The sequence below is a fragment of the Nocardioides ferulae genome, from assembly GCF_003660455.1.
GTDB lineage: Bacteria > Actinomycetota > Actinomycetes > Propionibacteriales > Nocardioidaceae > Nocardioides > Nocardioides ferulae.
Map to the genome: position 1 here is coordinate 474,452 of NZ_QZVR01000002.1, position 26,877 is coordinate 501,328.

Here is a 26,877-nt window from a genome sequence, read left to right on the forward strand (position 1 = left end):
GTGCATCGGCGCAACGGTAGCGTCCGGTGATGGGTAAGGTCGCCCGCGTGCCGCGCCCGACGTCCCCCCACCAGGCGACGCTGCGCCGATCGGTCCGGCTGCTGCGTGAGTTCCGCTACGAGCAGCCCGACCCGGCCCGCTTCTACACCGCCCTCGCGCAGGACTCCGCCCGTCAGCTCGCCAGCTACGGCGATCTCGCGGGCCGCACGCTCCTCGACGTCGGCGGCGGTCCCGGCTACTTCCGCGACGCGTTCACGGCCGCCGGGGCCACCTACCTCTCCCTCGACTCGGACGTGGGCGAGCTGGCCGGGCTCGGCGAGATCGCCGCGGGCACGGTGATCGGCAGCGGGATGCAGCTGCCGTTCCGCGACGGGGCCGTCGACGTCTGCTACTCCAGCAACGTGCTGGAGCACGTGCCGGACCCGTGGCGGATGGCCGAGGAGATGGTGCGGGTCACCAAGCCCGGCGGGCTGGTCTTCCTCAGCTACACCGTCTGGTTCGGCCCCTGGGGCGGCCACGAGACCGCGCCGTGGCACTTCCTGGGTGGCCAGCGGGCGCGGCGCCGCTATGCCCGCAAGCACGGTCACGAGCCGAAGAACCGCTACGGCGAGTCGCTGTTCGCGGTCACCGTGCGCGACGGGCTGCGCTGGGCTCGCAGGCAGGCCGACGGCGGCGCCGTCGAGCTGGTCGACCTGACGCCGCGCTACAACCCGTGGTGGTCGCGCTGGCTGCTGCGGGTGCCGGTGGTGCGGGAGGTCGTCACCTGGAACCTCGTGATCGTCCTGCGCAAGCGATGAGCAGGTTCTCGCTCCGACTGCTCGCCACCTGCTCGCTGCTGATCGGGCTGGTCTTCGTGCAGGACCCCGGCTTCCTCGCGGCGGACACCAAGTTCGACCTGGCCGTCGCGCCGGGTGACTTCCTCGCCCGGGCGCTGCACCTGTGGGACGCCGAGGGGGCGTTCGGCCAGTTGCAGAACCAGGCCTACGGCTACCTGTGGCCGATGGGCCCGTTCTTCTGGCTGGGGGCGGCGCTCGACCTGCCCGGCTGGGTCGTCCAGCGCCTGTGGCAGTCGCTGGTCGTGTGCGTGGCGTTCACCGGCGCCGCCCGCGTCGCGCGCGCCCTGGGGGTGCGTTCGGACCTCGCTGCGATCGTCGCCGGGCTCGCCTTCGCCCTGTCCCCCCGGATGCTGACGACGCTGGGGCCGATCTCGATCGAGGCCTGGCCCAGCGCGCTCGCCCCCTGGGTGCTGCTGCCGTTGGTGCTCGGCGCCCAGCGCGGTTCTGCGCGTCGCGCTGCCGCGCTCTCGGCGCTGGCCGTCGCGATGGTCGGTGGCGTCAACGCGGCCGCGACCTTCGCGGTGATCCCGATGGGCGCGATCTGGTTGCTCACCCGGGAGCCGGGCCCGCGCCGCCGCGCGATGATGCTGTGGTGGCCGCTGTTCACCGCCCTGGGCACCCTCTGGTGGCTGGTGCCTTTGTTCGTGATGGGCGCCTACAGCCCACCGTTCCTGGACTACATCGAGACCAGCTCGGTGACGACGCTGCCCACCACCCTGTTCGACGCCCTGCGCGGCTCGTCGAACTGGGTGCCCTACATCGACGCCCGCTCGCGGGCGGGCAACGACCTCGTCACGACCTGGTACCTGCCGGTGGTCAGCGGAGTCGTGCTCCTCGTCGGTGTCGCCGGGCTCGTGCGCCGGCGTACGCCGCACCGGCCCTTCCTCGCCCTCTCGCTGCTCGTGGGGCTGGTGATGGTCACCGCGGGTCACCAGGGCGCCGTGGCGGGGTGGTTCGCCGGTGACCTCGCCCAGGCCCTCGACGAGGTCCTTTCGCCGGTCCGCAACGTCCACAAGTTCGACCCGATCGTGCGGCTCCCGCTCGTGCTGGGGCTGGGCTTCGTGCTCGACCGGGCCGTCGAGCTCGCGCGCGCCCGCGCCACCGACGTCGGCGCAGGCGCGTGGCTCGAGCGCTACGGGTTCGTGGTGATGACGGTGGCCGCGGTGGCGGGTGCGGCCTCGCCGGCGCTGCAGACCCGGGTCGAGCCTGCCGGTGCCACGCTGGCGGTGCCCGGCTACTGGCACGAGGCCGCCGAGTGGCTGGCGCAGCGTGATCCTCAGCGGACCGCCCTGGTCGTCCCGGGAGCGCCGTTCGCCGAGTACACCTGGGGCTCGCCACAGGACGAGCCGTTGCAGTTCCTCGCCGACTCCCCCTGGGCGGTGCGCAATGTGGTGCCGCTCGCCCCACCGGGGAACGTGCGTCTCCTCGACGCGATCGAGGATCGGCTGGTCCAGGGCCACGGCTCGCCGGGTCTCACCGCCCTGCTCCGCCGTGCCGGGGTCGGCCACCTGGTGGTCCGCAACGACCTCGAGCGCTCCGACGACGTCCCCGATCCGGTCGCGGTGCACCAGGCGATCGCGCGCTCGCCCGGCATCGGCCTGGTCGCCTCCTTCGGGCCCCTGGTCGGTGGCGAGGCGCACCTGGAGGGCGTCGAGGGGCGGGTCGTGGTCAACGGAGGCTGGCAGGCGGAGTTCCCGGCCGTCGAGGTCTACGCGGTGAGCGGCTCGGACACCGCGGCGGTCACCAGCTCCTCGGTCCCGGTGGTCGTCGGCGGTCCCGAGGATCTCGGTGACCTCGCGGATCTGCGACTGCTTGCGGGCGAGCCGACGGTGCTCGCGGCGGACCTCGAGGGAGCCGGGCTGGCCCAGCCTCCGGGCCGGTGGCTGCTGACCGACGGCTTCCGAGCCCGTGAGCGCAGCTTTGCGCGCATCCACGACGGCTACTCGCCGGTGCTGACCCCGGGGGACCGGCGCCGCACGGGGAACCCGGCGCGGGACTACCGGGATCGCGACGACGACCGATGGGCGACCACGGTCCGGCTCGAGGGCGCGTCGGCGCTGCGGGCGTCGTCGTCGGCCTCGGACTCGATCTCCTTCGGAGGCAGCCGCCGGGGAAACCTTCCGTACGCCGCGGTGGACGGCGCCGAGGACACCGCGTGGACGTCGGGGGCCGCCCGGGACGACCGGGCCTGGTGGGAGGTGGAGCTGGCCACGCCGATCGAGCTGCCCGAGGTCGTGCTGGTCGGTGGACCGGATGCCGACCGCGACCAGCTCGTCCGTGTCGTGACCGACGCCGGTGCCAGCGAGCCGGTGGCGCTCACCGCCGGCGAACGACGTGAAGTCCTGCTGCCGACGAGCGAGCCGGTCGACCGGGTGCGCGTGGAGGACGCCTCCGGGCCGGGTCATCGGACCATCAGCCTCGCCGAGGTGTCGCTGCCCGGGGTCGCCGTGCAACGCACCCTCGTGCTTCCGGAGATCCCCGAAGAGTGGGGATCTCCCGACGCGATCGTGCTCCGGGCCGACCGCGACCGGCGCGACGGTTGTGTCGAGGTCGGCCTGGAGCTGCGATGCGCGCAGGGGCGGGATGTCCCCGACGAGGAGCCGCACGGCCTTCGTCGCGCCTTCACCGTGCCGGACGGCGGCGAGTACGGCATCGCGGTGCGGGTCTACCCCCGGTCCGATCGAGCCCTGGAGCGGCTGATCCTGCGACGCCAACCGGTCGACGTCTGGGTGTCCTCGAAGGCGGTGCCCGATCCCCGAGCGACCTCGCTGGCCCTCGTCGACGGCGATCCCGGGACCTCCTGGATCGCCGACGTGGACGACGCTCAACCGGTCGTCGAGGTCAGTTGGCTGGGGACGCAGACCGTCCGCGCGATCTCGTTGAGCCTCGACGACGATGCGGCCGCACGGCTGCCCACCCGGGTGCGTCTGACCTGGCCGACCGGGAGCCGGACGGTCGACCTGGACCAGGGGCGGGCGGCGATCGGCGCGATCCGGACCGACCGGCTGCGGCTCACGGTGCTGGATGCCGAGCCGACCGGCTCGCTCGGCTTCGACCAGCGCGGCACCGAGCTCGGCGTGGGCATCGGGGAGCTGGAGGTCACGGGCGTCCCGTACCTGCCGCTGAAGCTGTCCTCCGACCCGGTGCGCCGCGGGTGCGACAGCGGGCCCAGGCTTCGCGTCGCCGGCAAGGTGTTGGGCACCGCGGTGAGCGCCTCCGACCGTGCCCTGCTGTCGGGCCGCCCGGTTCGGGCCCGGCCCTGCACGGCGGGCGATGCTGGTGGACGACCCGTCCGGGTGCCCTCCGCGGTGACCGTGGGCAAGGGCGAGACCGTGGTGGCCGCGGGCGACAGTGACGCCTTCGAGGTGAGCTCCGTGGTGCTCCGGCTCCGCGGTGCCGCAGCCACGAGACCGACGGTGCGTCAACGTGTCGTGGAGGCCAGCGACCCGGTGAGCCGATCGGTCGTCACCGCCGAGGGCGACGCGATCCTTGCACTGCGGACGAACACCAACCCGGGCTGGACCGCCTCTCTGGATGGTGACCCCCTGCAACCGGTCGTCGTGGACGGATGGCAGCAGGCGTTCTGGCTCCCGCCCGACGATCCGGCCGGCGTCGTGGCGATGCACTTCGGCCCGGACCGGCTCTACCGGTGGGGGTTGCTGGCAGGCGGACTGGCCGCCGCGGGGCTGGCGATGGTGATGACGCTGGTGCGTCGCCGCCGCGCGGGAGCCGAGCCATCGCCCACCGGCGCGCGCTCCCTGCCCGGTCCGGCCGCGCTGGTGCTCGCCCTGGTCGGCGCCGGACTGCTGGCGGGCTGGCCTGGCCTGGCGATCGGGGTGCTCGCGGCCGTGTCGACGGTGGGGGTGCGCGCGCGACGTCGCGCGACCTACGCGTGGTGGCTGGCCGCCCCGGTGCTCGTGGCGGCGTCGTGGTACGCCGTGCGTCCGTGGGGGAGCAGCGAGGGCTGGGCGGGCGAGGCGATGCCGCCTCAGTATCTGGTGCTGTTCTCCGTCGTGGCGGTGGTGGTGTCCGCGGCCGACGAGCCCCGGCCCCGACGGCGCCAGGGCGGGTCGAGATTGCGCCAACGCATGGCCGGCAGCTCCACCAGCCGGTAGACGAGCTCCGCGACGATCAGGCTGGCAGCCACGGTCGAGACCCACATCACCACGAAGTTGCCGGCGAAGAGCGGCCATCCCATCGCCTCGCGCAGGAGGTGGAGGAGCGACATGTGCACGCAGAAGACGCCGTAGGAGACCAGCCCGAGGTGTCGAGCCCACGGTGCCCCGGCCACCCGGCCGAAGACGCCGTCGGGACCGGCGAAGACGGCCGGCAGCACCACGAGGCCCGCGATGCCGGCGTACAGGAGGTTCTTCGCCAACGACTCCGACGCGGTGGGCGCGACGAGGAGGACCGGCCCACCCACCGGCGTCGCGGCGACCAGCATCAGCCCGGCGGCGACCGCCCAGCAGCTTCCCGGCTGTCGGCCCGCGGTCACCAGCGCCGTCACGACCGGTCCCGAAGCCCCCGTCACGTGCAGGACGTGCAGCAGGGCCAGCCCGATGCCGACGGCGAACCAGCTGAGGAAGCCGGGCAGCCACTGGGTGGCCACCGCGTCGCCGTCGGGGGCCCATGCGGCCCCGTCGACGTGCCACCAGACGGTGATCATGACCAGCACTGCGAGCACCGCCACCACTCGGCCGGTCCGGAGCCGGCGGCCGGGGCGCCCGACCGCGGCGAGCATGAGGAGCGGAAGCACGAGATAGAAGGCGACCTCGACCGCCAGGCTCCACATCTGCGCCAACCCGCTGGGCAGGATCGGGTCGAGGTAGATGTTGGCCAAGAGCAGGGTCACCGCCCAGTCGCGCGCATCGGCTCCCGCGTTGGCGGGAGTCAGCGCCAGCACGGCCACCGCGGTGACGAGGTAGACGGGGAGGATGCGCAGTGCCCGGCGCCACAGGTAGCGGCCGGCGCGGGGACGCGTGCCGTGCCCGACGGCCGCCGCGAGGTACGGGCGGGAGAGCAGGAAGCCCGAGAGGACGAAGAAGATCGCGACGCCCACATCGAGGCGGGACAACGCAGCGCCGAGGACGCCGAACCGGGTGTAGGCGCCCGACTCGAAGCCGACGTGCGTGGTCACCACGGCGAGGGCTCCCACCGCGCGCAGTGTGTCCAACGCGGGGAACCGCGGATCGAGCCCCTGCGGGGCCGACGACTCCAGGCTCATGGTTCGAGCTCCAGGTCGGGGTCGAGCAGGCCGACCCGAACACGGTCGATGCAGACCCGTGCGCCCTCGACGCTCAGGTCGCCGAACGTGAGCGAGGAGAGCTCGCCGTCGGCGCGGGTCCACAGGGTGTGCAGCCCCTGGCGCAACGGAAGCGTCCGCTGGGTGTCACCCATCCGCGCGGCCATCTCGGTGTCTGTCGAGGCGAGATAGTCGATCTCGACCCACCAGGCGTAGTCGAAGGTGCGGGCGTCGAGCGCAACCGTGGTCGCGCTCTCGGCGACCTCCCAACCGCAGTCCTCGTCGGGGCCGGGGCGGCTCTCGGCGACCGCGTCGACCTCCGCCGGGCGTAGGCTGCCGTCCCCTCGGAGGACCGACAAGCGCGCCGAGGTGGTGGGGAAGCGCGGGTCGTCGACCAGCAGGGGAACCAGCCGAGAGGTGAGGTTGTAGGGCGAGGAGTAGCCCGGGATGACCTCCGGCGGCACGACCTGGTCGGCCAGGTCGGCGCTGGTCCGGTTGCCGAAGGAGTCGATCACGCGCTGGGTGAAGTCCGCGCCTGGGTGGTCCTGGTGCCAGACGAGCGCGTAGGCGCGAGAGCTGAGCAGGGCGGAGGCGCAGACCAGCGTCACCGCTGACACGACGACCCCCTTGCCCGGTGCCAGTAGCAGCAGCGGCCGCCGACGTGGCGCGCTGCTGCCGGGCGCTCCCGGCATTCCGAGTGTGGCCAGCCCGAGGCAGAGAGGGACCATGGCAGCGGTGTCGGTGAGGTAGCGGTACTCCCGACCGATGTCGCCGCCGATCACGGGGGCCCGGCTGGTCAGCACGAGCAGGTAGGCCAGCGCCGCGTAGCCGCAGAAGAGGACGAGGGCGCGTCCGGCGCGCTCTCTGCGGAGCAGGATCACCGAGACCACGACGGCGCAGGCGACCCACGCTGCGTGGGTCGCCCAGTCAGGCGGCGCCGCCTGGGCGACCGGCGGGTTGCTCGTGTCCCACTGCCAGGGTCCGCCGACCAGGCCGGTCACCAGGGAGGTGCCGAGCATGTGCTCGGCGAGACTGCCGGCCAGCGGCCGATCGGCGTCGGCGAAGATCGACGGCACCTGGGTGACGTAGTACGCCGTGTAGCCCGCGCCGAGCGCGACTGCGCCGACCGCCGCCGGCCAGAAGCGCCGGACGGCCGACCAGGTGCGCCGGATCGGGCCACCTTCGGCGAAGTAGGCGAGCAACAGGTAGGCCAGAACGCCGAAGACCAGCACGGTCTTCACATAGGCGAGAAGGCCCAGGGCGAGCACGATCAGGGTGAACGCCAGCCAACGCAGCCCGTCGCCCCGCAGATAGCGGACCCAGCAGGCGACGGAGGCGAACAGCGCAGCCTGCAGCGGGATCTGGTTGAGGGCCGCGGCCCACCACATGAGCGCCGGCAGCGTCATGGCGCCGAACAGGTAGAGCGCCAGCAGCGCCAGAGCCTCCCAGCGGGCCCCGAACAGCGTGGTCAGCATCCAGACGCAGGCGACGCTCGCCAGAGCCTGCATCAGCAGCGTGGAGCCGGCGGCCAGCGTCCAGTTGACGTGCCCGGAGTCGGCAACCAGCCAGACCAGCGCCCGTCCCAGAGGCATGAACTGGCTGTCGAAAGGCGTGATCAGGTAGTCGAGGTCGAGCTCGGCGCCGGTGGCGTCGTGCAGGAACCGGTAGTCGTCGGTGTAGAACCACGACGGGAAGAGCGCCCAGGCCCGGAAGGCGAGCTGGACCAGGACGAGCAGCCCGGCCGCGACCAGCACGCGGTCGCGGCTGGGGACGCTCGCCCAGGTGGACTCGCCACGACCGTCGGGGCGACGGTCGGCGACCGCTCCTTCGGTCACGTTCGAGCCGTGTGCCGGGGTGACGGCGAGGGGAGCGGACGGCTGCGGCACGCGGGCGAGTGTCCCACAGTGCCGCCGCGGATCAGCGGTGCTTCCGCCCGGCCACCACCTACCGGGACTTCTCGTTGACCGCTCACCGAGGAATATGTGACCTTCCGCACAAATGCGTCGGATCGGGGCTACTGTGGCTGCGATCACTTTCCTGGGGAGGGAACTGCATTGCGAAACATCACGGGTCGGATCCTGTTGGGCCTCGGCGGCTTCCTGCTGGTCGCCGGTGTGCTGGCCACCGTGTGGGCGCCGGGGATGATCAAGAAGACTCCGGAGGACGTCAACACCACCACCAGGCTGAGCGGCACCCTGCAGAAGCTCGAGGACGACCCGGTCCCGATCCGGGCCACCAGCGTCACCAAGACCGACGCCGAGGCCACCGACGACCAGACCGCCGTCTGGGTCAACACCGTCTGCGTGGTCGTCGACCAGGGCAACCCTCCCGACTGCGGCAGCAGCGACAGCGACGAGCGTCTGTTCAAGGCCGACGTCGACGTGTTCGCCACCGACAGGGTGAGCGCCGAGGCGGTCAACGACATCGACACGCTCCCGGCCGACGCGACTCCCCACGAGGGCCTGGTGAACAAGTGGCCCTTCGACGCGGAGAAGCAGGACTACCCCTACTGGGACGGCACCACCGGGCAGGCAGTGACGGCCGCCTACGACCGCACCGAGAACCTCGAGGGCATCGAGGCCTACGTCTACAAGGTCGAGATCAGTGACGCGCCGATCGAGATCATGGAGGGCGTCCCCGGCACCTACGACACCGTCAAGGAGATCTGGGTCGAGCCGCGCACCGGTGCGGTCATCAACCAGACCGAGGACCAGCAGCGCTACCTCGAGGACGGCTCCCGCGCGGTCTCCATCCAGCTGGCCTTCAGCGACGAGCAGCTCGCCACCTCCATCGCCGACGCCGAGGAGAACCTCGCCGGCCTCGACCTGATGCTGCGCACCGTGCCGATGATCGGCTTCATCGGCGGCGGACTGTGCCTGCTGGCCGGAGCCGGGCTGCTGCTGACCGGTCGGCCCAGCGGCTCCCGCAGGGAGGCCACGCTCAGCGACGAGGAGCGGGTCTCGGTCTCCGCCTGACCGTCAGGCCCCCGCCGGGCGGAGCAGGTCGGCGCCGAAGATCGCGGTGCCGGGTGTGAACCGCCCGCGGGTGGCCGACCAGCCGCCCCAGACGCGGTCGTGGTGCTCTGGCCACTCGGGCTCGAGCAGGTCGGTGAGCACGAAGCCGGCGTGGGCCAGCAACGACACCCAGTCGCCCAGGGTGCGGTGGTGCTCGACGTAGGAGACCAGGCCGGTCGCGTCGTCGACCTCGACGTACGGCGTGCGGTCCCAGTAGGACTGGCTGGCCACCAGGCCCGCCTCTCCGGGGTCGTCGGGGAACATCCAGCGCGTCGGATGGGTGATCGAGAACGCGAACCGGCCGCCCGGCCGCAGCACCCGCGCCGTCTCCGCCACCGCGACGTCGATGTCGCTGACGAACTGCAGAGCCCCGAAGGAGCTGAACACGACGTCGAAGGACGCCGCGGCGAAGGGCAGTGCGGTCGCGGTGCCGAGCACCGACGGCACGCTCACCCCGGTCGAGAGGTCCAGGCGGCGCGCGTGCTGGAGCTGTCGGTGGGACAGGTCCAGGCCCACCGCCCGGCCGCCCTGGGTGCGGATCCACCGGGAGCACTGGCCGGCGCCTGAGCCGACCTCGAGCACGTCGCGCCCCTCGAGCGGCCCGAGCACACCGGCGACCGCCTCGGTGAGACCCTCGGGACCCCACACGAAGCCGGCGTCACCGAGGAACTCGCCGTGGGTGGACTGGTACTCGTCGGCGTAGCGGTCCCAGTCGGGGCCGTTCGCCCGGCGTGACTCCGCCTCGTCGACCGGCCGGCGCTCGACGCGCACGGGCGGGTGCTGCACAGCTGGTTCCACGAACGGAGATTACTGCGCCCGGAGGCGTCAGGAGGTGCCGGGGAGGCGGCGCCGCGTGAGCGGGATGCGCCCCGCGAGGTCGCCGAGCGGCCCCACCGCCCGGCCGAGGGACTCCGCGGAGTCGGCCAGGGCCGGCACCAGGGCGGCCAGCTCGGAGAGTCGTGGCCGGATCGACTCCATGGTGTCGCCGAGCGCGATCAGCTGCTCGAGGGTGCCGCCCTCGGCCACCAGCCGTTCGACGAAGCCGTCCTCGGTGAGCATCCGGTCGGCCAGGCCGCCTGGCGCGAGCAGCCGCTCGAGCACGCCCCCGGGGGCGGTGAGCCGGTCCAGGGCGCCGCCGGTGGCCAGCAGTCGGTCGAGGACGCCGCCCTCGGCGGCCAGCTGCTCGAGGGCTCCCTCCTCGGCGATCAGGCGGGCCACCGGCCCGTCCTCGGCCAGCAGCCGGGTGATCGGGCCGTCCTCGGCGATCAGTCGGGAGACCGCGCCGCTCTCGTCGAGCAGGCGCACCACCGGGCCGTCCTCGGCCAGCAGTCGGTCCAGCGCCCCGTCGCGGGCCAGCATCCGACCCAGCGGACGGTCCGGGGCGGTCAGGTCGTTGAGGGTGGCGGCCAGGCGCGCCGGGCCGGCCTCCTCGTCGAGCAGGTCGGTCAGCCGAGCCACCAGCTGTGCGGCGTACCCCTGCTCGCCGATCACCCGCACCAGCTGCTCGGCGTACCCGCCGGGGCGGCGCAGCGGTCCGTCGGGGTGGGCGAGCTCGCCGAGAGCGAGGGTGGCCCTGGTCGCTGCCACGGTGAGCCGGACAGGGAGCGTGACGGTCTGCACCACAAGGTGCGGGAGAGCCTCTGGGAGGCGTCCGGGCAGTCCGGGGACGGGCACGTGGGGGAGCCGGGGCAGCGCCATGGGCCGACGGTAGCCGGGCGGCGGTCGCCGCGGGAGGCTCCGTGACCCGCCCCCGGATCGACCTGGCAGCATCGGGGGCATGCCTGCTGCGGAGGACCCCGGCGCGACCGGCCGGGTCGCCGACGCCTGGACCTCGTTGGTGCCGCTCCCCGGTGGCTGGTCCGGCGAGACGTTCCTCGCCGGCGCTCCCGGAGAGCAGTCGGTGGTCCGCATCTATGCCGGCCACAGCCTGCGGGGCGCCGCCGCCGCCGAGGTCGACGCCGCGCTGCTGCGACTGGTGAGCGGACTGGTGCCGGTGCCCCGGGTGTTGGAGCTGCGCCGGGCCGACCCGGTCGCCGGGCGCCCCGCGCTGCTGATCACCGAGCTGCTCCCCGGACGCCGCGCCGACGAGGTGCTGCCGACGCTCGGCGCCGAGGGCCGCCGGCGGCTGGGTGGCAACCTCGGTGTGCTCCTGGCCGACCTGGGCGGGATGCCGATGCTGCGCCGCGGCCCCTTCCTGGACGCCGACCTCTCGATCGGCACCTGGGACGCACTCGACGGGGTGCCCGAGCTGGTCGAGCACTTCCTCCCGCAGCTCGCCCATCTCGGCCGCACGGAGGTGGCCGCGCTGCGCTCGGTGGCCGACCGCGCGCAGGAGGCTCTGGACGGGGTGGGTCGCAGCTGTCTGGTCCACAGCGATTTCAACCTCAAGAACCTCCTCGTCGCGCCGGACACGCTCCGGGTCACCGGGCTGGTCGACTGGGAGTACGCCCACGCCGGGCACCCGTTCACCGACCTGGGCAACCTCCTGCGCTTCGAGCGTGATCCGGACTTCAGCGACGCGGTGCTGACGGCGTACGCCGCGCGGCGCGGCGTCGAGCCGCGGCGTGCGTTGGAGCTGGCTCGTGCCGCGGACCTCGCGGCCCTGGTCGACCTGTCCGCCCGCCGCGAGCAGAATCCGGTGGCCGCCCGGGCCGACCGGCTGCTGCGCTCGATCCTCGCGAGCGGTGACCTGTCCGGCGGGTTGGACGAGGGCGTGCGCGACCGCGTAGGGTAGTTAGGCGCCTGAAGTCTGCCTGCGTCCCGGACGGAGTGGACTCTCGCTCGCTATCAGCCCCGGTTCAGACCCGGTGCCCGCCTCGCGGGCCGCCGGGCACGACACCACCGGTAGTGAAACCGACTTCTCGCGCGTGCCCGCACGACTTCTGCCCACAACGAAGGTCCAGCCTCCCTTATGACGAGCACCATCTCCACTCTTCCCGATTACGACGCCCCCCAGGTGGCGATCAACGACATCGGTTCCGAAGAGGACTTCCTCGCCGCGATCGACGCGACCATCAAGTACTTCAACGACGGCGACATCGTCGACGGCACCATCGTCAAGGTGGACCGTGACGAGGTCCTGCTCGACATCGGCTACAAGACCGAGGGTGTGATCCCCTCGCGCGAGCTGTCGATCAAGCACGACGTCGACCCCTCCGAGGTCGTCGCCGTCGGCGACAAGGTCGAGGCGCTCGTCCTCCAGAAGGAGGACAAGGAGGGTCGGCTGATCCTGTCCAAGAAGCGCGCCCAGTACGAGCGCGCCTGGGGCACGATCGAGCAGGTCAAGGAGGAGGACGGCGTCGTCGAGGGCACCGTCATCGAGGTCGTCAAGGGCGGCCTGATCCTCGACATCGGGCTGCGCGGCTTCCTGCCCGCCTCGCTGGTCGAGATGCGCCGCGTGCGCGACCTGCAGCCCTACGTCGGGCAGACCCTCGAGGCGAAGATCATCGAGCTCGACAAGAACCGCAACAACGTGGTCCTGTCGCGCCGCGCCTGGCTCGAGCAGACCCAGTCCGAGGTTCGCCACGGCTTCTTGACCCAGCTCCAGAAGGGTCAGATCCGCAAGGGCGTCGTCTCCTCGATCGTCAACTTCGGTGCGTTCGTCGACCTCGGCGGCGTCGACGGCCTGGTGCACGTCTCCGAGCTGTCCTGGAAGCACATCGACCACCCCTCCGAGGTCGTGGCCGTCGGTGACGAGGTCACCGTCGAGGTGCTCGACGTCGACATGGACCGCGAGCGGGTCTCGCTGTCGCTCAAGGCGACGCAGGAGGACCCCTGGCAGCACTTCGCCCGCACCCACCAGATCGGTCAGATCGTGCCGGGCAAGGTCACCAAGCTGGTGCCGTTCGGCTCGTTCGTCCGGGTCGAGGAGGGCATCGAGGGCCTGGTGCACATCTCCGAGCTGGCCGAGCGCCACGTGGAGATCCCCGAGCAGGTCGTCCAGGTCAACGACGACGTCATGGTCAAGATCATCGACATCGACCTCGAGCGTCGCCGGATCTCGCTGTCGCTGAAGCAGGCGAACGAGACCGCCGCGGCCAGCGACGTCGAGGAGTTCGACCCGACGCTCTACGGCATGCCCGCCACCTACGACGACCAGGGCAACTACATCTACCCCGAGGGCTTCGACCCCGAGACGGGCGAGTGGCTCGAGGGCTTCGAGGAGCAGCGCGGGGTCTGGGAGGAGCAGTACGCCAAGGCGCACGCTCGCTGGGAGGCTCACGTCAAGCAGCAGGCCGAGGCCAAGGCGGCCGAGGCCGAGGCCGGCGAGGCCACCTCGTACTCCAGCGGCGGCACCGCCGACGTGGTGGTCGAGGAGGGCGGCGGCTCGCTCGCCTCGGACGAGGCACTGCAGGCGCTGCGCGAGAAGCTCACCGGCGGCAACTGAGCAACAGACGAGGGCCCGGTCACCCAGGTGGGTGGCCGGGCCCTTCGTCGTCTGTGGGGGAGGGGGGCGACTCACCACGCGCTCGGGGAGCGGAAGGTGGGGTCTTCGTGGGAGGCGGGCGGTCCGGCGGGACCGCGGCCGTCGTGGATGGAGAGGTGGACGCCGGCCGCGGCGAGGAACGCGGCGATCGCGAGGAGGAGGAACACGAAGATCATGGCAGTAATCATGCGACCGCTTTGATCACGCCACGAGTGGCAGGAATGTCGCCGATAGGTGATTTCCTGCCAACCTCGTGCCAGACTCCTCCTGTGCTGACCAACGTGGCCGTGATCGTCTATGACGGAGTCGCGCCTTTCGAGCTCGGAGTCGTCTGCGAGGCCTTCGGCCTGGACCGGACCGACGACGGCATCCCTCGTCTCGACTTCGCCGTCTGCGCCGACGAGCCCGGCGCGATCGAGACCACCCAGGGGTTCTCGATCAACGTGAGCGACGGTCTCGACCGGGTCGCCGACGCGGATCTGGTCGCGGTGCCCGCGGTGCCGCGATCGTTCGAGGCCCCCGAGCCGGTCGTCGCCGCGCTGCGTGCGGCCCACGACCGTGGTGCGCGGATCCTCTCGGTGTGCTCCGGGGCGTTCGTGCTCGGGCAGGCCGGACTGCTGGACGGGCGCCGCTGCACCACGCACTGGAAGTACACCCATGAGCTCGCCCGCCGCTTCCCGGAGGCGACCGTCGTGCCCGAGGTGCTCTACGTCGACGCCGGGTCGGTGGTCACCAGCGCGGGGACGGCCGCGGGGATCGATGCCTGCCTGCACATCTGGCGGCAGGAGCACGGTGCGGCCGCCGCCGCGCAGATCGCCCGCCGGATGGTGGTCCCGCCCCAGCGGGACGGTGGTCAGGCCCAGTTCATCTCTCGCCCCGTCCCCGACCTGGCCGGCGAGACCTTCGGCCCGCTCCAGCAGTGGATCGTCGAGCACCTGCACGAGGACCTCGACGTCGACACGCTCGCGCGTCAGGCCGTGATGTCGCCCCGCACCTTCGCCCGCCGGTTCAAGGACGAGGTCGGCGCCACGCCGCACGCGTGGGTCACCCGGCAGCGGGTCCTGCGGGCCGAGCAGCTGCTCGAGCGCACGGACCGCTCGGTGGACTGGATCGCCTCCGAGGTCGGCTTCGGCAACGCGGCCACGCTGCGCCATCACTTCGGAAGGGTCCGGGGACTCAGTCCACAGGCCTACCGCCGCCGGTTCGCCTGCCGCGACGAGACCTGTACCGACGAGGCAGCCTCCTGAGACGACCGCTGCGTGCCGCTGCGCGGGGCGTCGTGGTGCTGGTGAGCCCTGGGGTGGTTGTGGGTGGGGCGGGTCGGCTGCGCCGGAGGGGGCCCCGGCCGGCCAAGCCCCCGCTCCGCTCGTTCCTCACGGAGCGGGGGCCAGGCCCATCCACGGCCGTCCGGGGGCCCCCTCCGGCTCCGCCGCCCCACCCCGCGCTCAGCGCCGGGCTCACCGACCGCGGGTGGGAGGGGGTTTCGCGGCTACGCCGCGATGACACCAACCCCTGCGCGGCCGCGCCTGGTCGGGTCAGTGCGGCGAAGCCGCACACCCTCCCTCCCTGGGAGCGCGAGCGACGCAGACTCCCGCCCCACCCACCACAACCCACCAGACCCCAGGTCAGGCAGACCACGAAGCCCCGCGCAGCGGAAAGCCGCGCGTGGCAGGTCAGCGCGCAAGCACCAACCACGAGTGGCAGGTCAGCGAGGCACCACCGACCACGAGTGACAGATCAGCGAGGCACCACCGACCACGAGTGGCAGGTCAGCGCGCAAGCACCGACCACGAGTGGCGGGTCAGCGTCAGTCCGCCCGACGCGGCTCCGCCCCGGGGAGTCGGTCGCGCAGCACCTTGCCGGTGAGGGTGCGGGGCAGGTCGGAGAGCAGGGTCCAGGTCTTGGGGCGCTTCGGTGGGGCCAGGTGCTCGCGGGCGAACGCGGTCAGGGTCTCGACGTCGAGGTCGCCGCCAGGCGCGGGCACCACGGCCGCGCAGACGCGCTGGCCCCAGTGCTCGTCCGGTATGCCGTAGACGGCGGCGTCGGCGACCGCCGGGTGGGTGCGCAGCGCCTGCTCCACCTCGAGCGGATAGACGTTGACCCCGCCGGTGATGATGAGGTCCTCGCGCCGCCCGTCGAGGTAGAGGTAGCCGTCGGCGTCGAGGCGGCCGAGGTCGCCGACGGTGAAGGCGGGCCCCTCGGGTGTCTCCCGCCAGGCGGCCGCGGTCTTCTCGGGGGCGCCGTAGTAGGTGAACCGGGCATGCCTCGGCACGGTGCACCAGATCGTGCCGTCGGGGTCGACGTGGAGCGTGCGTCCCGGCCTGGCCCGGCCGACGGTGCCGGGGCGGGTCAGCCACTCCTCGCTGGGGCAGGCGGTGAACTGACCCTCGGTGGAGCCGTAGAACTCCCAGGTCGTCCCGGGTGGGAAGGCCTCGATGAGCCGCCGCTTGACCTGCTCGGGGCACGGCGCGCCGGCGTGGGCGACCAGCCGGAAGCAGGAGAGGTCGGGGGTGCCGACCTCGTCCCAGTGTGCGAAGAGCCGCTGCAGGTGGGCGGGCACGCAGAACATGGTGGTCGGGCGCTCGCTGCGGATGGCTTCGGTCACCCTCGCCGGGTCGAACGGTCCCGGCACGACCACCCGGCCGCCGGCCAGGCGGGTGCCCATCGCGAAGCGCAGCGGGGCCGAGTGGTAGAGCGGGCTCAGCACCAGGTTCACGTCGTCGGGCCGGAATCCCCACAGGTCGCGCTCCTCCGCCACCAGCGCCTCGGCGTCCGCCCGGCTCAGCTGGCCGCTGTCGACTCCCTTGGGGACTCCGGTGGTGCCGCTGGTGACGTGCATCGGCCGGGCTCGGGGGAGGCGCTGCTCGGGGCCGCCGTCGGGGAGCAGTCGCAGGTGCAGGTCGCGCAGCCCGACCTCGTCGTCGACGACCAGGTCGGGGAAGAGTCCGGCCAGGATCCGGTGGCGCTCGAAGGTGGTGAGCCTCGGGTCGAGCGGGATCGGGAACCTGCCCTCGGCCAGGAGCGCCATCACGACGTCGAGGAAGGTCGGCGAGCCCGGCACGAGGAGAGCGACCCGGGCACCGGGTGGCAGGTCGCTCATCGGTCCAACCCCAGATCGGCGACGAGCTGCCGCACGACGTGCTCGAAATGGGCGTCGTAGTCGAGTACGGCGGTGTGCATGTGTCCGAACAGCTCCAGCGACACATGGCCGAAGAGTGTCGCCCAGGACTGCAGGCAGCGGGCGAGCAGCGAGTCGTTGATCGGCTCGTCGAGAAGGACCTGGATGCCCGAGAGTGCCGCCCGCTCGGCGTCGGGAACCTGCACGGCGGGAGCGATGGGGGCCGGACCTGCTCGCTGGGCGTCGGCGGCGATGCCCAGCAGCACCAGCGGGACCCGGCTGGCGGGCCCGACCGTGGTCTGTGGCGCCTGGTAGCCGGGCACCGGGGAGCCGTAGAGCAGGGCGTACTCGTGCGGGTGCGTGAGTGCCCAGTCGCGTACCGCTCGGCAGACCGCGCCGAACCGGCCGCCGAGGTCGGCGCGGTGGCACGCGCGGTCGGCCCGCTCGGCTTGTTCGCCGACCTCGTCGTAGGCCTCGACGATCAGCGCGGTGAGCAGGTCGTCGCGGCTCGGGAAGTAGCGGTAGACGGCCGAGGAGACCATGCCCACGTCGCGCGCGATCGCGCGCAGCGAGAGTGCTGCGGGACCGACCTCGGCCAGGTGTCGGCGCGCGGTCTCCTGGATGGTCCTGGTGATCTCGGCGCGCGCGCGGGCGCGGGCGCCCTGCGACAGCGACTCGGTGCTCACTCGGCAATCCTGGCACGACAAGAGCGCTGACAAAAAACGAGAGCACTGCTCTTGCATATGGATCGAGGTCCTGCCAGTCTCGATTCGAGAGCGCTGCTCTCGCTCGTCCACTCGTCTCAGGAGCCCCGATGAACCCCCAGCAGCACCATCTCGTGCTCGGCGCCGGCCCGGTCGGCCGTTCGCTCGCCCGCCTGCTCGCCGACCGCGGTGAACAGACCGTCCTGGTCAGCCGCTCCGGCGGCGGTCCCGAGCTGGCGGGGGTCCGGCGGGTCGCCCTCGACGTGACCGACGCCGATGCCCTGGCCGCGCTCGCCGACGGGGCGGTCGCCCTCTACAACTGCGTCAACCCCCCGGACTACACGACCTGGGTCCGTGACTGGCCGCCGATGGCGGCCGCGATGCTGACCGCCGCCGAACGCTCCGGCGCGGTGCTCGCCATCACCGGGAACCTCTATCCCTACGGTCCGGTGACCGAGCCGATGGTCGAGGAGCTCCCGGACCGGGCGACCGATCCGAAGGGAGAGCTCCGCGCCCGCATCTGGGCCGACGCCCTGGCCGCACACCGCGACGGCCGGGTCCGGGCCGTCGAGGTCCGAGGCTCCGACTACGTCGGCCCGGGTGTCGGAGACAACGGACACGTGACCCGGGTGCTGCCCCGGGCGCTCGCCGGACGCCCGGTCCGGGTGCTCGGCAGCCCGGACCAGCCGCACTCGTGGACCGACGTGCGCGACGTCGCCCGCACCCTGGCCGCGGTCGCGGCCCGTCCCGACGCGCTCGGCCGGGTCTGGCACGTGCCGACCGACGCTCCGCGCAGCCAGCGGCAGGCGATCGCCGACATGTGCGCCGCGGTCGGGCGCAAGCCGGTCGCGGTCCGCGGCTATCCGCGCCTGATGCTGGACGCGCTCGCACTCGGCGTACCGATGGTGCGCGAGCTGCGCAGCACGCGGTGGCAGTTCGAGGTGCCCTACGTCCTGGACTCCTCGGCCGCCCAGGAGGAGCTGGGCCTGCGCCCGACGCCGTGGGAGGAGGTCTGCCGGGCCACCGGCGACGACGCGGTGGCTAGTGTGGCGAGGTGACCTCGACCTCACCCCACGCCTCCGACCAGGCGACTGCGCCGACCGACGCCCCGGCCCCCGTGGAGATCACCGTTCGCGGCACCAGTCGCCAGTTCCACCCAGCCGAACGCGCCACGGTGCACGCCGGCGTCGGGCTCGAGGGACCCGAGGCGGGCCGGGTCTACGACGCGGTGGCCGAGCAGTTCGCGGTGGTGCAGGCGAGCATCGTCTCGCTGCACGAGCCCGACCGAGGGCCGGTGACCTGGTGGTCGAGCCAAGACGTCCGCACCTGGTCGAACCGGCCGTGGAACAAGGACGGTGTGCAGCTGCCCCTGGTCCACCACGCCCGCACCGACCTGCAGGTGAAGTTCAGCGACTTCGCGCGGATGTCGGCCTGGCTCTCGGACATGGCCGGCATCACCGGGTTCCACGTCGAGTACGTCGAGTGGTCGCTGACCGTCCACCGCCGCCAGGAGCTGGCCCGGGCCGCGCGTACCCGCGCCGTGCGGGACGCACAGGCCAAGGCGCAGGCGTACGCGGAGGCCCTCAAGCTCGGACCGATCGTGCCGGTCTCCCTCGCCGAGGCCGGCATGCTCGCCGAAGGGCTGCACCCGATCGGGGAGTCCAGTGCCCCGTTCACCCGCGCGGCCAAGCTGGCCGGCGGTGACGCCGAGCTGCAGCTGGTGCCGCAGGACATCGACGTGACCGCCTCGGTCGACGCCCGGTTCGTGGCGGGGATGGCCGCCGCGCACACCGCCGGGGTGCGCTGAGCGTGCGCGTCGGGCTGACCGGAGGCATCGCCTCCGGCAAGAGCACCGTCGCGGCCATGCTGCGTGAGCTCGGCGCCGTCGTCATCGACGCCGACCAGCTGGCCCGGGATGTGGTCGCGCGCGGCACGCCCGGGCTGGCGGCGGTGGTCGAGGCGTTCGGTCCGCAGTTGCTGACCGAGGACGGGGAGCTCGACCGGGCCGCCATGGGCCGTTTGGTGTTCGCGGACGCCGAGCTGCGACGCAGGCTGGAGTCGATCGTGCACCCGCTGGTCTTCGAGCGGATCGTGGCCCTCGAGGAGCAGGCGCCGCCCGGGTCGCTGGTCGTGCACGACATCCCGCTGCTGGCCGAGACCGGTCGCGCCGACGACTTCGACGCGGTGCTGGTCGTCGACGCCCCGCACGAGCTGCAGGTGGCCCGGATGGTGCGCGACCGTGGCTGGACCGCCGAGGAGGCCGAGTCGCGGATCGCCGCGCAGGCCAGCCGGGAGCAGCGCCGGGCGATCGCGACCCACGTCGTGGAGAACACCGCGACGCGCGACGACCTCCGCGAGCGGGTCGCGGAGGTCGTCGAGGCGTTGCGGTCCGGCTGACCTGGTCGGGTGCGTCAGGCTGCCAGGTCGGGGTCGGCGAAGCGGCGGAGCTTTTGCAGCGCCTCCCGCTCGAGCTGGCGCACCCGCTCGGCGGAGATGCCGTGCTTGGCGCCGATGTCGGCGAGCTTGTGCTGGCGCCCGTCGACGAGACCGTAGCGCGAGCGGATGATGTCGGCGGCCCGGTCGTCGAGCTGCCCCACCAGGCTGTTGAGCCGGTCGCGGGACTCGACGTCGATGAAGTTCAGGTCGGGGCCGGGGGAGGTCTCCTGGGCCATCAGGTCACCGAGCGAGGTGTCGCCGTCGTCGTCGACGGGGGAGTCGAGGCTGACGTGCTCGCGGCCCCAGGCCATCAGGTCGAGGACGCGCTCGAGCTCCATGCCGAGCTCGGCGGCGATCTCCTGCGGCTCCGGGTCGCGGCCCAGCTGACGCTCGAGCGTGCGTCGGGCGCCGCCGACCTGGTTCAGCTCCTCCACCACGTGCACGGGCAGCCGCACGACCCGCGCCTGCTGGGCGATGCCCCGGGTGATCGCCTGGCGCACCCACCACGTCGCGTAGGTGGAGAACTTGTAGCCCTTGGTGTAGTCGAACTTCTCCACCGCCCGGATCAGGCCGGTGTTGCCCTCCTGGATCAGGTCGAGCATCGGCATCTGGGCGCGGCCGTACTTGCGGGCGATCGAGACGACCAGCCGGAGGTTCGCGGTGATGAACGTGTCGACCGCCTTGCGACCCTCCTCGGCGAGCCACTCCAGCTCCTCCTGGGAGGCGGTCATCGGGGCGCCGCCCTTGCGGCGGCCGACCCGGCCCTCACGCAGCAGCGACTCGGCGTAGAGGCCGGCCTCGATGGTCTTGGAGAGCTCGACCTCGGCCGCGGCGTCGAGGAGCGGGTTGCGCGCGATCTCGTCGAGGTAGAGACCGACGCTGTCGCGCCCCTCGATCTCTCGCACCCCTGCCGTCGCCGTCCGTGTTGCCATGGGACCCCTCCTTCGCACCAGTGCCGCCGCCGCTGCGTCGTCACACGCTCGTCTAACGCTCACGGTGTCCCTGGGATTCCTGGTTCAAACGTGAGCCCGTATGCCTGAACGACGAACGGCGCGGGCGGGGAGTTGCCTGGCGAGCCAACTCTCAGCCACTTCTCAGCCCGGCGGCGACCCGTCGACGGTTCCCGCCCTGTTGCGGCGTGTCGCGGAACGATCGGCGGATGGGCGGTCCCGGCTCCGGCTCAGCCGGCCGGAGGCGTGTCGGCGAGACCCATCCGGTCCAGGATCCAGGCGAGCGTGAAGGCCCGGTCGTGCCAGGCCTTGTAGCGGCCCGACACCCCGCCGTGCCCGGCCGACATCTCGGTGCGCAGCAGGAAGTCACGGCGCCCCTCGGCCGTGGCCCGCAGCCGGGCCACCCACTTCGCGGGCTCCACGTAGAGCACCCGGGTGTCGTGGAAGGAGGTCTCGGCCAGGATCGGGGGGTAGTCGACCGCTGCCACGTTGTCGTAGGGGGCGTAGGAGGCGATGTAGTCGAAGACCTCCGCGTCGGCCTCCGGGTTCCCCCACTCGTCGTACTCGGTCACGGTGAGCGGGAGCGAGGCGTCCAGCATCGTCGTGAGGTTGTCGACGAACGGGACCGCGGCGACGATCCCGCCGAACAGGTCGGGGGCGAGATTGGCCACGGCGCCCATCAGCAGCCCGCCGGCGCTGCCGCCCTCGGCCACCAGCGTCTCCGGTTCGGCCCACCCGGTCTCGACCAGGTGCCGGGCGCAGGCCACGAAGTCGGTGAACGTGTTGCGCTTGCGTTGCAGCTTCCCGTCGTCGTACCAGCGCCGGCCCATCTCACCGCCACCGCGGACATGGGCGATCGCGAACGCACCCCCGCGGTCGAGCAGCGAGAGCCGGGCCACGGAGAAGTAGGGGTCCATCGACATCTCGTAGGCGCCGTAGCCGTAGAGCAGCACCGGGATCGGGCGCGGCGCCTCCGCGGGGCCCCGCGCCCCTCGGCGCGCCACGATCGAGATCGGCACCCGCTCGCCGTCGTCCGCCGTGGCCCAGAGGCGGTGCTCCTCGTAGTCGGCGGGGTCGTAGCCGCCCAGCACGGGGGCACGCCGCAGCAGCGTCAGCTCGCGGGTGCGCACGTCGTAGTCGTAGACCGACGACGGCACCGCCATGGTGGTGTAGCCCAGTCGCACCGTGGGCTGGGCGAAGCCCGGGTTGCCGCCCGACCCGACGGTGTAGACCTCCTCGTCGAATCGCACCAGGTAGTCGTCGGTCACCGGGGTGGTCGGGTCGTCCCCGAGCTCCAGGATCCGCAGCTGGGTGAGCCCCGCGCTGCGCTGGTGGAGCACCAGGTGCCCGGCGAACGCGTCGACGTCCTCGAGCCGCACCTGCGGGTCGTGCGGGACCAGCGCGGTCCACTCCTCGGGCGGGGTCGGCCGGACCGGTGCGACACCGAGCTCGAAGTCCGGCCCGGTCAGGTTGTGCAGCACCAGGAAGCGGTCCTCGCCGCCCAGCACGGCATGGTCCAGGGAGTACTCCAGGCCCTCGCGGCGCGGCGAGAACACCTGCCACCCGGCCGCCGGGTCGTCGGCGTCGAGGAAGCGGTACTCGCTGGTGGTCTTCGAGCCCGAGGCGATCACCAGGAACCGGTCGCTGCGGGTGCGGCCGACCCCCACCCAGAAGCGGCCGTCGCGCTCGTGGTGCACCAGCTCGTCGTCGTCCTGGCTGGTGCCGAGCCGGTGTCGCCAGATCTTGTCGGCCCGCCAGGAGTCGTCGACGGTCGTGTAATAGAGGTTCTCCCCGGTCCGGTCCCAGGTGCCGCCGCCCAGCAGGCCGGTCAGCTCGTCGGACAGCAGCTCTCCGGTGCGCAGGTCCTTGACCCGGAGCAGGTAGCGCTCGTCGCCCACGACGTCGACCGCGAACGCCAGCAGGTTGCCGTCGGGGCTGACCGCGGAGCCGCCGAGGGAGAAGAAGTCGTGGCCTTCGGCCAGGGCGTCGAGGTCGAGCAGCACCTCCTCGCCCGGCAGCGCCGGCTGGTCCGGGGCGCAGTCGTCCGCCGGGGTCGGCGGCGTCCAGTCGTCGGGGCCGGCCACCGGCACCCGGCAGCTGGCGCCGTACTCGCGGCCCTCGAAGGAGCGCCCGTAGTACCAGTGGCCGCGGCTGCGGGTGGGCACCGAGAGATCGGTCTCGCGGGTGCGGGCCTTGATCTCGTCGAAGATGCGGGTCCGCAGGTCGGCCAGGTGGGCGGTCCGCTCACGGGTCCAGGCGTTCTCCGCCTCGAGATGCGCCACCACCTCGGGGGAGTCCTTCTCCCGCAGCCACTCGTAGTCGTCGACGCGGGTCCGGCCGTGGAGCTCGCGGGTGACGGGTCGACGGGGGGCGAGAGGTGGCTCCATGTGGGCAGACCCTAGGAGACGTGGGGTTAGCGTGTGCCGGTGACCACCGGTTCGGAGCCTGCGCCGGCCGAGCGCGCCGTCGACCTCAACGCCGACCTCGGCGAGGAGGTCACCGACGACGCCGCGCTGCTCGCAGTCGTCACCAGCGCGAACGTGGCCTGCGGTTTCCACGCCGGCCACCCGGCGCTGATGCGCGAGGTCTGCGCGGAGGCCGCGCGGCGCGGTGTCGCGATCGGCGCCCAGGTCTCCTACGACGACCGCGAGAACTTCGGACGGATCCCGAGGGAGGTCCCCTACGGGCGGCTGCGCGAGCAGATCGCCCACCAGGTGGGCGAGCTGGCCGACGCGGCCGCCCGCAGCGGCGTCGAGGTGCGCTACGTCAAGCCGCACGGCGCGCTCTACCACCGGGTGCTCGACGACGAGGAGCAGGCGGCCGCGGTGCTCGACGGCTCGGTGCTCGACGGGTCCGGACTGCCGGTGATGACGATGCCGGGGGTGTTGCAGGAGAAGGCCGCAGCTGCCGGACGCCGGGTCCTCCACGAGGGCTTCCCCGATCGCGGCTACGGGCCCGATGGGCGCCTCCTCCCTCGCCACCGCGCGGGGGCGGTGCTGACCGACGTTGCCCGGATCGCGCGCCGGGCGGTCGAGCTGGCGGCCCAGGTGCACTCGGTGTGCGTGCACGGCGACACACCGGGCGCCGTCGCCCACGCCCAGGCCGTACGCCGAGAGCTGGAGCGGGCCGGGTACCTCCTGCGCAGCTGCTGAGCGTCCGAGTCTCGGACGAACAACGTCCACATTTCGGCCCTCCGCGACCGGTTCCGACTGCGACACTTGACCCGTGCACGTCCACTCGGTGGGGTCAGACTCGCTCTTGGTCGAGGTCCCGGACACGACAGCCGCGCTGTCCCTGGCCGCCTGGGCCAGGGAGCGCGCTCTCGGCGCGGCCGAGATCGTCCCCGCCGCGACCAGCGTCCTGTTCGCGGAGGTCGCCGACCCGCAGGCGCTCGCCGCCGCGCTCGACGCGTGGCGGGGCGACCCGGTGCCGATCGGCGGCGGGGTCGTCGAGCTGCCGGTGACCTACGACGGCGTCGACCTCGAGCTGGTCGCCGGGCTGTGGGGCACCACTGTCGAGGGCGCGGTCGCGCGGCACACCGGGATCGAGTTCGTCAGCGCCTTCTGCGGCTTCGCGCCGGGGTTCTCCTATCTCGCCGGGCTCCCCGAGGAGCTGGCCGTCCCGCGGCTCGACTCCCCGCGGGCCCGGCTGCGGGCCGGGGCGGTCGCCCTGGCCGGCACCTGGTGCGGCATCTATCCGGGGGAGTCCCCAGGTGGGTGGCGAGTGCTGGGCCACACCGACGAGCAGCTGTGGGACCCCGAGCGCATCGAGCCCGCACTGCTGCCGCCCGGCACCCGGGTGCGCTTCCGCGATGTCACTGCGAGCGAGCCCGTCTCGGCGCCGGTCGCTGCCGGGCGCCCGGGGAGCCGGGGCATCGCGGGCGAGCCGGCCCCTCCGGGACCCCGCACGCCCCGCCGCCGGTGGTTCCGGTGACCGCTCCCGGGAGTCGTGCCGCCGCGCTGGAGGTGCTGCGTACCGGCCCGCTGGCGACGGTGCAGGATCAAGGACGGGTGGGCCTGGCCCATCTCGGGGTGCCCCGGGCCGGTGCGCTCGACGGGCCCGCGGCAGCCCTCGGCAACCGGCTGGTCGGCAACCCGCCCGAGGCAGCCGTGCTCGAGGTGACGTTCGGCGGGCTGGCGGTGCGTGCCCACGCCGGCCGATGGGTGGCGGTGACCGGCGCATCCGGGCCGGTGCGCATCGCGGGCCGGCCGTGCGCAGGTGGGCGGGCGGAGTTCCTGCCCGCCGGCGAGGTGCTCGAGGTGGGGCCGCCCGCGGTCGGGCTGCGCAGCTACGTCGCGGTCGCCGGCGGGATCGAGGTGCCACCCGTGCTGGGGTCCCGCTCCACCGACACCCTCGCCTGGGTCGGCCCGCCGGCCCTGACACCCGGCGCGGTCCTCCCGCTCGGCGACCCGACCGGGCCACCCGCGGCACACGAGGTGCCGCGACCACCGCCGAGCGCGGGCGTGCTGCGGCTGCACCCGGGCCCGCGGCTCGACTGGTTCTCCTCGGGCGCGCTCGACCTGCTCTGCTCCTCGCCCTACACGGTCGGGATCGACTCCAACCGGGTGGGCCTGCGGCTCGAGGGTCACCGGCTGCGGCGCCGTCGACCGGGCGAGCTGCCCAGCGAGGGCATGGTCTCCGGTGCGGTCCAGGTGCCGCCGAACGGCCGACCGGTGATCTTCCTGGCCGACCACCCCCCGACCGGCGGCTACCCGGTGATCGCGGTCGTCGAGAGGGCCGACCTGTGGCAGTGCGCCCAGCTGCGCCCCGGGCAGACGGTGCGGTTCACCCGGGCGCCGGCGGTGCGGCGTCCTCGGGCAGCGGGGCTGGCTGCCACGCCGTGAGGCAGGGGTCGTCGGCCCGGTAGCTGCGCACCGGCCCGGGCGGCGTCTGGGCGGTCTCGAAGCGCACGGTGACCACCCCCCGGCCCGAGCCCCAGACCCAGCCCCGGCCCATCTCGGCGTGCACGACGTCCATGCCGGGGGACCAGCCGCGCAGCCGGTCCGTGGGCAGGTCGACCTCGGGCAGCGGCTCCTGCTCCTCGGCGGTCTCGCCGAAGAGGTCCTCCTGGACCCAGTCGGCCAGGCCGGAGACGCCGACCCCCAGCAGCCGCACGCCCCCGGAGGTGTCGAGGTCGGCGAGCAGGCGCCGGGCCAGCCTGGAGATGGTGGCCGTCTGGTCGGTCGGGGAGGGCAGCGTGGTGGAGCGGCTGAGCGTGGTGAAGTCGTGCAGCCGCACCTTGATCGAGACGGTGCGGCCCGAGAGGCCGGACTTGCGCAGCCGGGCGGCGACCTCGCCGGCCTGCCGGGTCAGCAGGTGCTCCATCAGCCGCCGGTCGGCCAGATCGGTGTCGTAGGTGCCTTCGACGCTCACGGACTTGGCCTCGCGCTCGGGGACCACGGGGCGGTCGTCGTGGGCGCGGGCCAGCTCGTGGAGCCCGTGGCCGTGGGCACGCCCGACGAGCTGGACCAGCTCGTCGAGGCCGACCCGCTCGAGGTCGGCGACGGTGTGGATGCCGGCACGCCGGAGTCGTTCGGCCGTCGCCGGGCCGACGCCCGGGATCACCGTGACGTGCATCGGGCGCAGCAGGTCGCGCTCGGTGCCGGGCGCGACCACCACCAGCCCGTCGGGCTTGTCGAGGTCGCTGGCGACCTTGGCGATGAACTTGGAGGTGCCGAGACCCACCGAGGCGGTCAGGCCTCCGGTGACCGCCGCGACCCGCTCGCGCAGCTCCTCGGCGAGCCCGGTGACCGTGCCGACCTCGAGGTCGGGCAGGCCGGCGTGCTCGAGGTCGACGAACGCCTCGTCCAGAGACAGCGGCTCGACGAGAGGGGAGACCGAGCGCAGCAGCTCCATCACCGCGCGGCTCGCCTCACGATAGGCATGGAAGCGGCCGGACAGGAACGCCGCGTGCGGGCAGCGGGCCCTGGCTTCGCGGGTCGACATCGCCGAGCGGACGCCGTAGCGACGAGCCTCGTAGGAGGCGGTGGAGACGACCCCACGGCCACCGACCCCGCCGACGACGACCGGCTTGCCGCGCAGCGAGGGCTTGTCGCGCTGCTCCACCGAGGCGAAGAACGCATCGAGGTCGAGGTGGAGGACCGAGGCATGCTCACGCACCTCGGCACCCCGCGCCGGTCGACCGCATCCT

Annotated in this window: 21 protein-coding genes and 1 pseudogene; 12 read left to right on the top strand and 10 right to left on the bottom strand. The window is 73.0% G+C overall.

The genetic code is table 11. The features are described 5' to 3' along the window. Positions 1-29 precede the first annotated feature (29 nt). Together D6B71_RS05295 and D6B71_RS05300 are read left to right on the top strand one after the other, a co-directional pair. A complete protein-coding gene (locus D6B71_RS05295; RefSeq protein ID WP_121252685.1) occupies positions 30-797 on the top strand; it encodes a class I SAM-dependent methyltransferase in 768 nt (255 codons plus the stop codon). Continuing rightward, a complete protein-coding gene (locus D6B71_RS05300) occupies positions 794-4,951 on the top strand; it encodes an alpha-(1->3)-arabinofuranosyltransferase domain-containing protein (RefSeq protein ID WP_121252687.1) in 4,158 nt (1,385 codons plus the stop codon). Before D6B71_RS05295 ends, D6B71_RS05300 begins: the two co-directional genes overlap by 4 nt. Before the next feature lie 20 nt (positions 4,952-4,971). On the opposite strand, the pseudogene D6B71_RS23360 reads toward D6B71_RS05300, so the two are convergent. Both D6B71_RS23360 and D6B71_RS05310 read right to left on the bottom strand, forming a co-directional pair. After that, a pseudogene (locus tag D6B71_RS23360) lies at positions 4,972-6,060 on the bottom strand (acyltransferase family protein); the annotation flags it as partial. Further along, positions 6,057-7,964, bottom strand: coding sequence for a hypothetical protein (locus D6B71_RS05310; RefSeq protein WP_121252691.1), 1,908 nt, complete (start codon positions 7,962-7,964; stop codon positions 6,057-6,059). The pseudogene D6B71_RS23360 and the gene D6B71_RS05310, both read right to left, overlap by 4 nt. Before the next feature lie 168 nt (positions 7,965-8,132). Between D6B71_RS05310 and pgfA the strand changes: the two genes are divergently transcribed. Beyond that, complete coding sequence (gene pgfA / locus D6B71_RS05315) at positions 8,133-9,053, top strand: cell envelope lipid trafficking protein PgfA (protein ID WP_164519543.1); 921 nt, start codon at positions 8,133-8,135, stop codon at positions 9,051-9,053. A 3-nt stretch (positions 9,054-9,056) separates the two neighbouring features. On the opposite strand, the gene D6B71_RS05320 is transcribed toward pgfA, so the two are convergent. After that, a complete protein-coding gene (locus D6B71_RS05320; protein ID WP_240641087.1) occupies positions 9,057-9,878 on the bottom strand; it encodes a class I SAM-dependent methyltransferase in 822 nt (273 codons plus the stop codon). 39 nt (positions 9,879-9,917) lie between these two features. Continuing rightward, entirely contained in the window at positions 9,918-10,790 is an 873-nt protein-coding gene (locus D6B71_RS05325) for an ABC transporter (protein ID WP_126688186.1), read from the bottom strand. A 79-nt stretch (positions 10,791-10,869) separates the two neighbouring features. On the opposite strand from D6B71_RS05325, the gene D6B71_RS05330 reads away from it, so the two are divergent. Continuing rightward, a complete protein-coding gene (locus D6B71_RS05330; protein ID WP_121252697.1) occupies positions 10,870-11,826 on the top strand; it encodes a phosphotransferase family protein in 957 nt (318 codons plus the stop codon). Positions 11,827-12,003: 177 nt separating this feature from the next. Next, a complete protein-coding gene (gene rpsA, locus D6B71_RS05335; RefSeq protein ID WP_121252699.1) occupies positions 12,004-13,479 on the top strand; it encodes a 30S ribosomal protein S1 in 1,476 nt (491 codons plus the stop codon). Positions 13,480-13,550: 71 nt separating this feature from the next. Here rpsA and D6B71_RS22640 read toward each other — a convergent pair whose 3' ends face one another. Further along, positions 13,551-13,694 (bottom strand): hypothetical protein, encoded by a 144-nt coding sequence (locus D6B71_RS22640; RefSeq protein WP_164519544.1) that lies wholly within the window; start codon positions 13,692-13,694, stop codon positions 13,551-13,553. 93 nt (positions 13,695-13,787) lie between these two features. Here D6B71_RS22640 and D6B71_RS05340 point away from each other — a divergent pair, with 93 nt between their 5' ends. Beyond that, positions 13,788-14,765, top strand: a complete 978-nt coding sequence (locus D6B71_RS05340; RefSeq protein ID WP_121252702.1) for a helix-turn-helix domain-containing protein — start codon at positions 13,788-13,790, stop codon at positions 14,763-14,765. Between the two features lie 560 nt (positions 14,766-15,325). Here D6B71_RS05340 and D6B71_RS05345 read toward each other — a convergent pair. After that, positions 15,326-16,618 (bottom strand): class I adenylate-forming enzyme family protein, encoded by a 1,293-nt coding sequence (locus D6B71_RS05345; protein WP_121252704.1) that lies wholly within the window; start codon positions 16,616-16,618, stop codon positions 15,326-15,328. Beyond that, on the bottom strand, positions 16,615-17,322 hold the full coding sequence (locus tag D6B71_RS05350) for a TetR/AcrR family transcriptional regulator (RefSeq protein ID WP_240641088.1): 708 nt from the start codon (positions 17,320-17,322) through the stop codon (positions 16,615-16,617). Before D6B71_RS05350 ends, D6B71_RS05345 begins: the two co-directional genes overlap by 4 nt. A 128-nt stretch (positions 17,323-17,450) precedes the next feature. Between D6B71_RS05350 and D6B71_RS05355 the strand changes: the two genes are divergently transcribed. The 3 genes from D6B71_RS05355 to coaE are packed head-to-tail and all read left to right on the top strand — an operon-like array spanning position 17,451 to position 19,737. After that, positions 17,451-18,398 carry an NAD-dependent epimerase/dehydratase family protein gene (locus tag D6B71_RS05355; protein ID WP_121252708.1) on the top strand — a complete coding sequence of 316 codons (948 nt, stop codon included), beginning with the start codon at positions 17,451-17,453 and terminating at the stop codon, positions 18,396-18,398. Continuing rightward, positions 18,395-19,147 (top strand): SIMPL domain-containing protein, encoded by a 753-nt coding sequence (locus D6B71_RS05360; RefSeq protein ID WP_121252710.1) that lies wholly within the window; start codon positions 18,395-18,397, stop codon positions 19,145-19,147. Before D6B71_RS05355 ends, D6B71_RS05360 begins: the two co-directional genes overlap by 4 nt. Before the next feature lie 2 nt (positions 19,148-19,149). Further along, a complete protein-coding gene (gene coaE, locus D6B71_RS05365) occupies positions 19,150-19,737 on the top strand; it encodes a dephospho-CoA kinase (protein WP_121252712.1) in 588 nt (195 codons plus the stop codon). Between the two features lie 14 nt (positions 19,738-19,751). Here coaE and D6B71_RS05370 read toward each other — a convergent pair whose 3' ends face one another. Both D6B71_RS05370 and D6B71_RS05375 read right to left on the bottom strand, forming a co-directional pair. Next, positions 19,752-20,708, bottom strand: a complete 957-nt coding sequence (locus tag D6B71_RS05370) for a sigma-70 family RNA polymerase sigma factor (RefSeq protein WP_121252714.1) — start codon at positions 20,706-20,708, stop codon at positions 19,752-19,754. Positions 20,709-20,956: 248 nt separating this feature from the next. Continuing rightward, entirely contained in the window at positions 20,957-23,113 is a 2,157-nt protein-coding gene (locus tag D6B71_RS05375) for a S9 family peptidase (RefSeq protein WP_121252716.1), read from the bottom strand. 39 nt (positions 23,114-23,152) lie between these two features. On the opposite strand from D6B71_RS05375, the gene D6B71_RS05380 reads away from it, so the two are divergent. From D6B71_RS05380 to D6B71_RS05390, 3 genes are all read left to right on the top strand, one after another. Further along, positions 23,153-23,878, top strand: a complete 726-nt coding sequence (locus tag D6B71_RS05380; RefSeq protein ID WP_121253005.1) for a 5-oxoprolinase subunit PxpA — start codon at positions 23,153-23,155, stop codon at positions 23,876-23,878. A 73-nt stretch (positions 23,879-23,951) separates the two neighbouring features. Beyond that, positions 23,952-24,659 (top strand): 5-oxoprolinase subunit B family protein, encoded by a 708-nt coding sequence (locus D6B71_RS05385; protein ID WP_121252718.1) that lies wholly within the window; start codon positions 23,952-23,954, stop codon positions 24,657-24,659. Continuing rightward, positions 24,656-25,570, top strand: a complete 915-nt coding sequence (locus D6B71_RS05390; protein WP_121252720.1) for a 5-oxoprolinase subunit C family protein — start codon at positions 24,656-24,658, stop codon at positions 25,568-25,570. Before D6B71_RS05385 ends, D6B71_RS05390 begins: the two co-directional genes overlap by 4 nt. On the opposite strand, the gene D6B71_RS05395 is transcribed toward D6B71_RS05390, so the two are convergent. Continuing rightward, positions 25,512-26,846, bottom strand: coding sequence for a DNA polymerase IV (locus tag D6B71_RS05395; protein ID WP_121252722.1), 1,335 nt, complete (start codon positions 26,844-26,846; stop codon positions 25,512-25,514). The two genes, D6B71_RS05390 and D6B71_RS05395, sit on opposite strands and share 59 nt — an antisense overlap. Between the last annotated feature and the right edge of the window lie 31 nt (positions 26,847-26,877).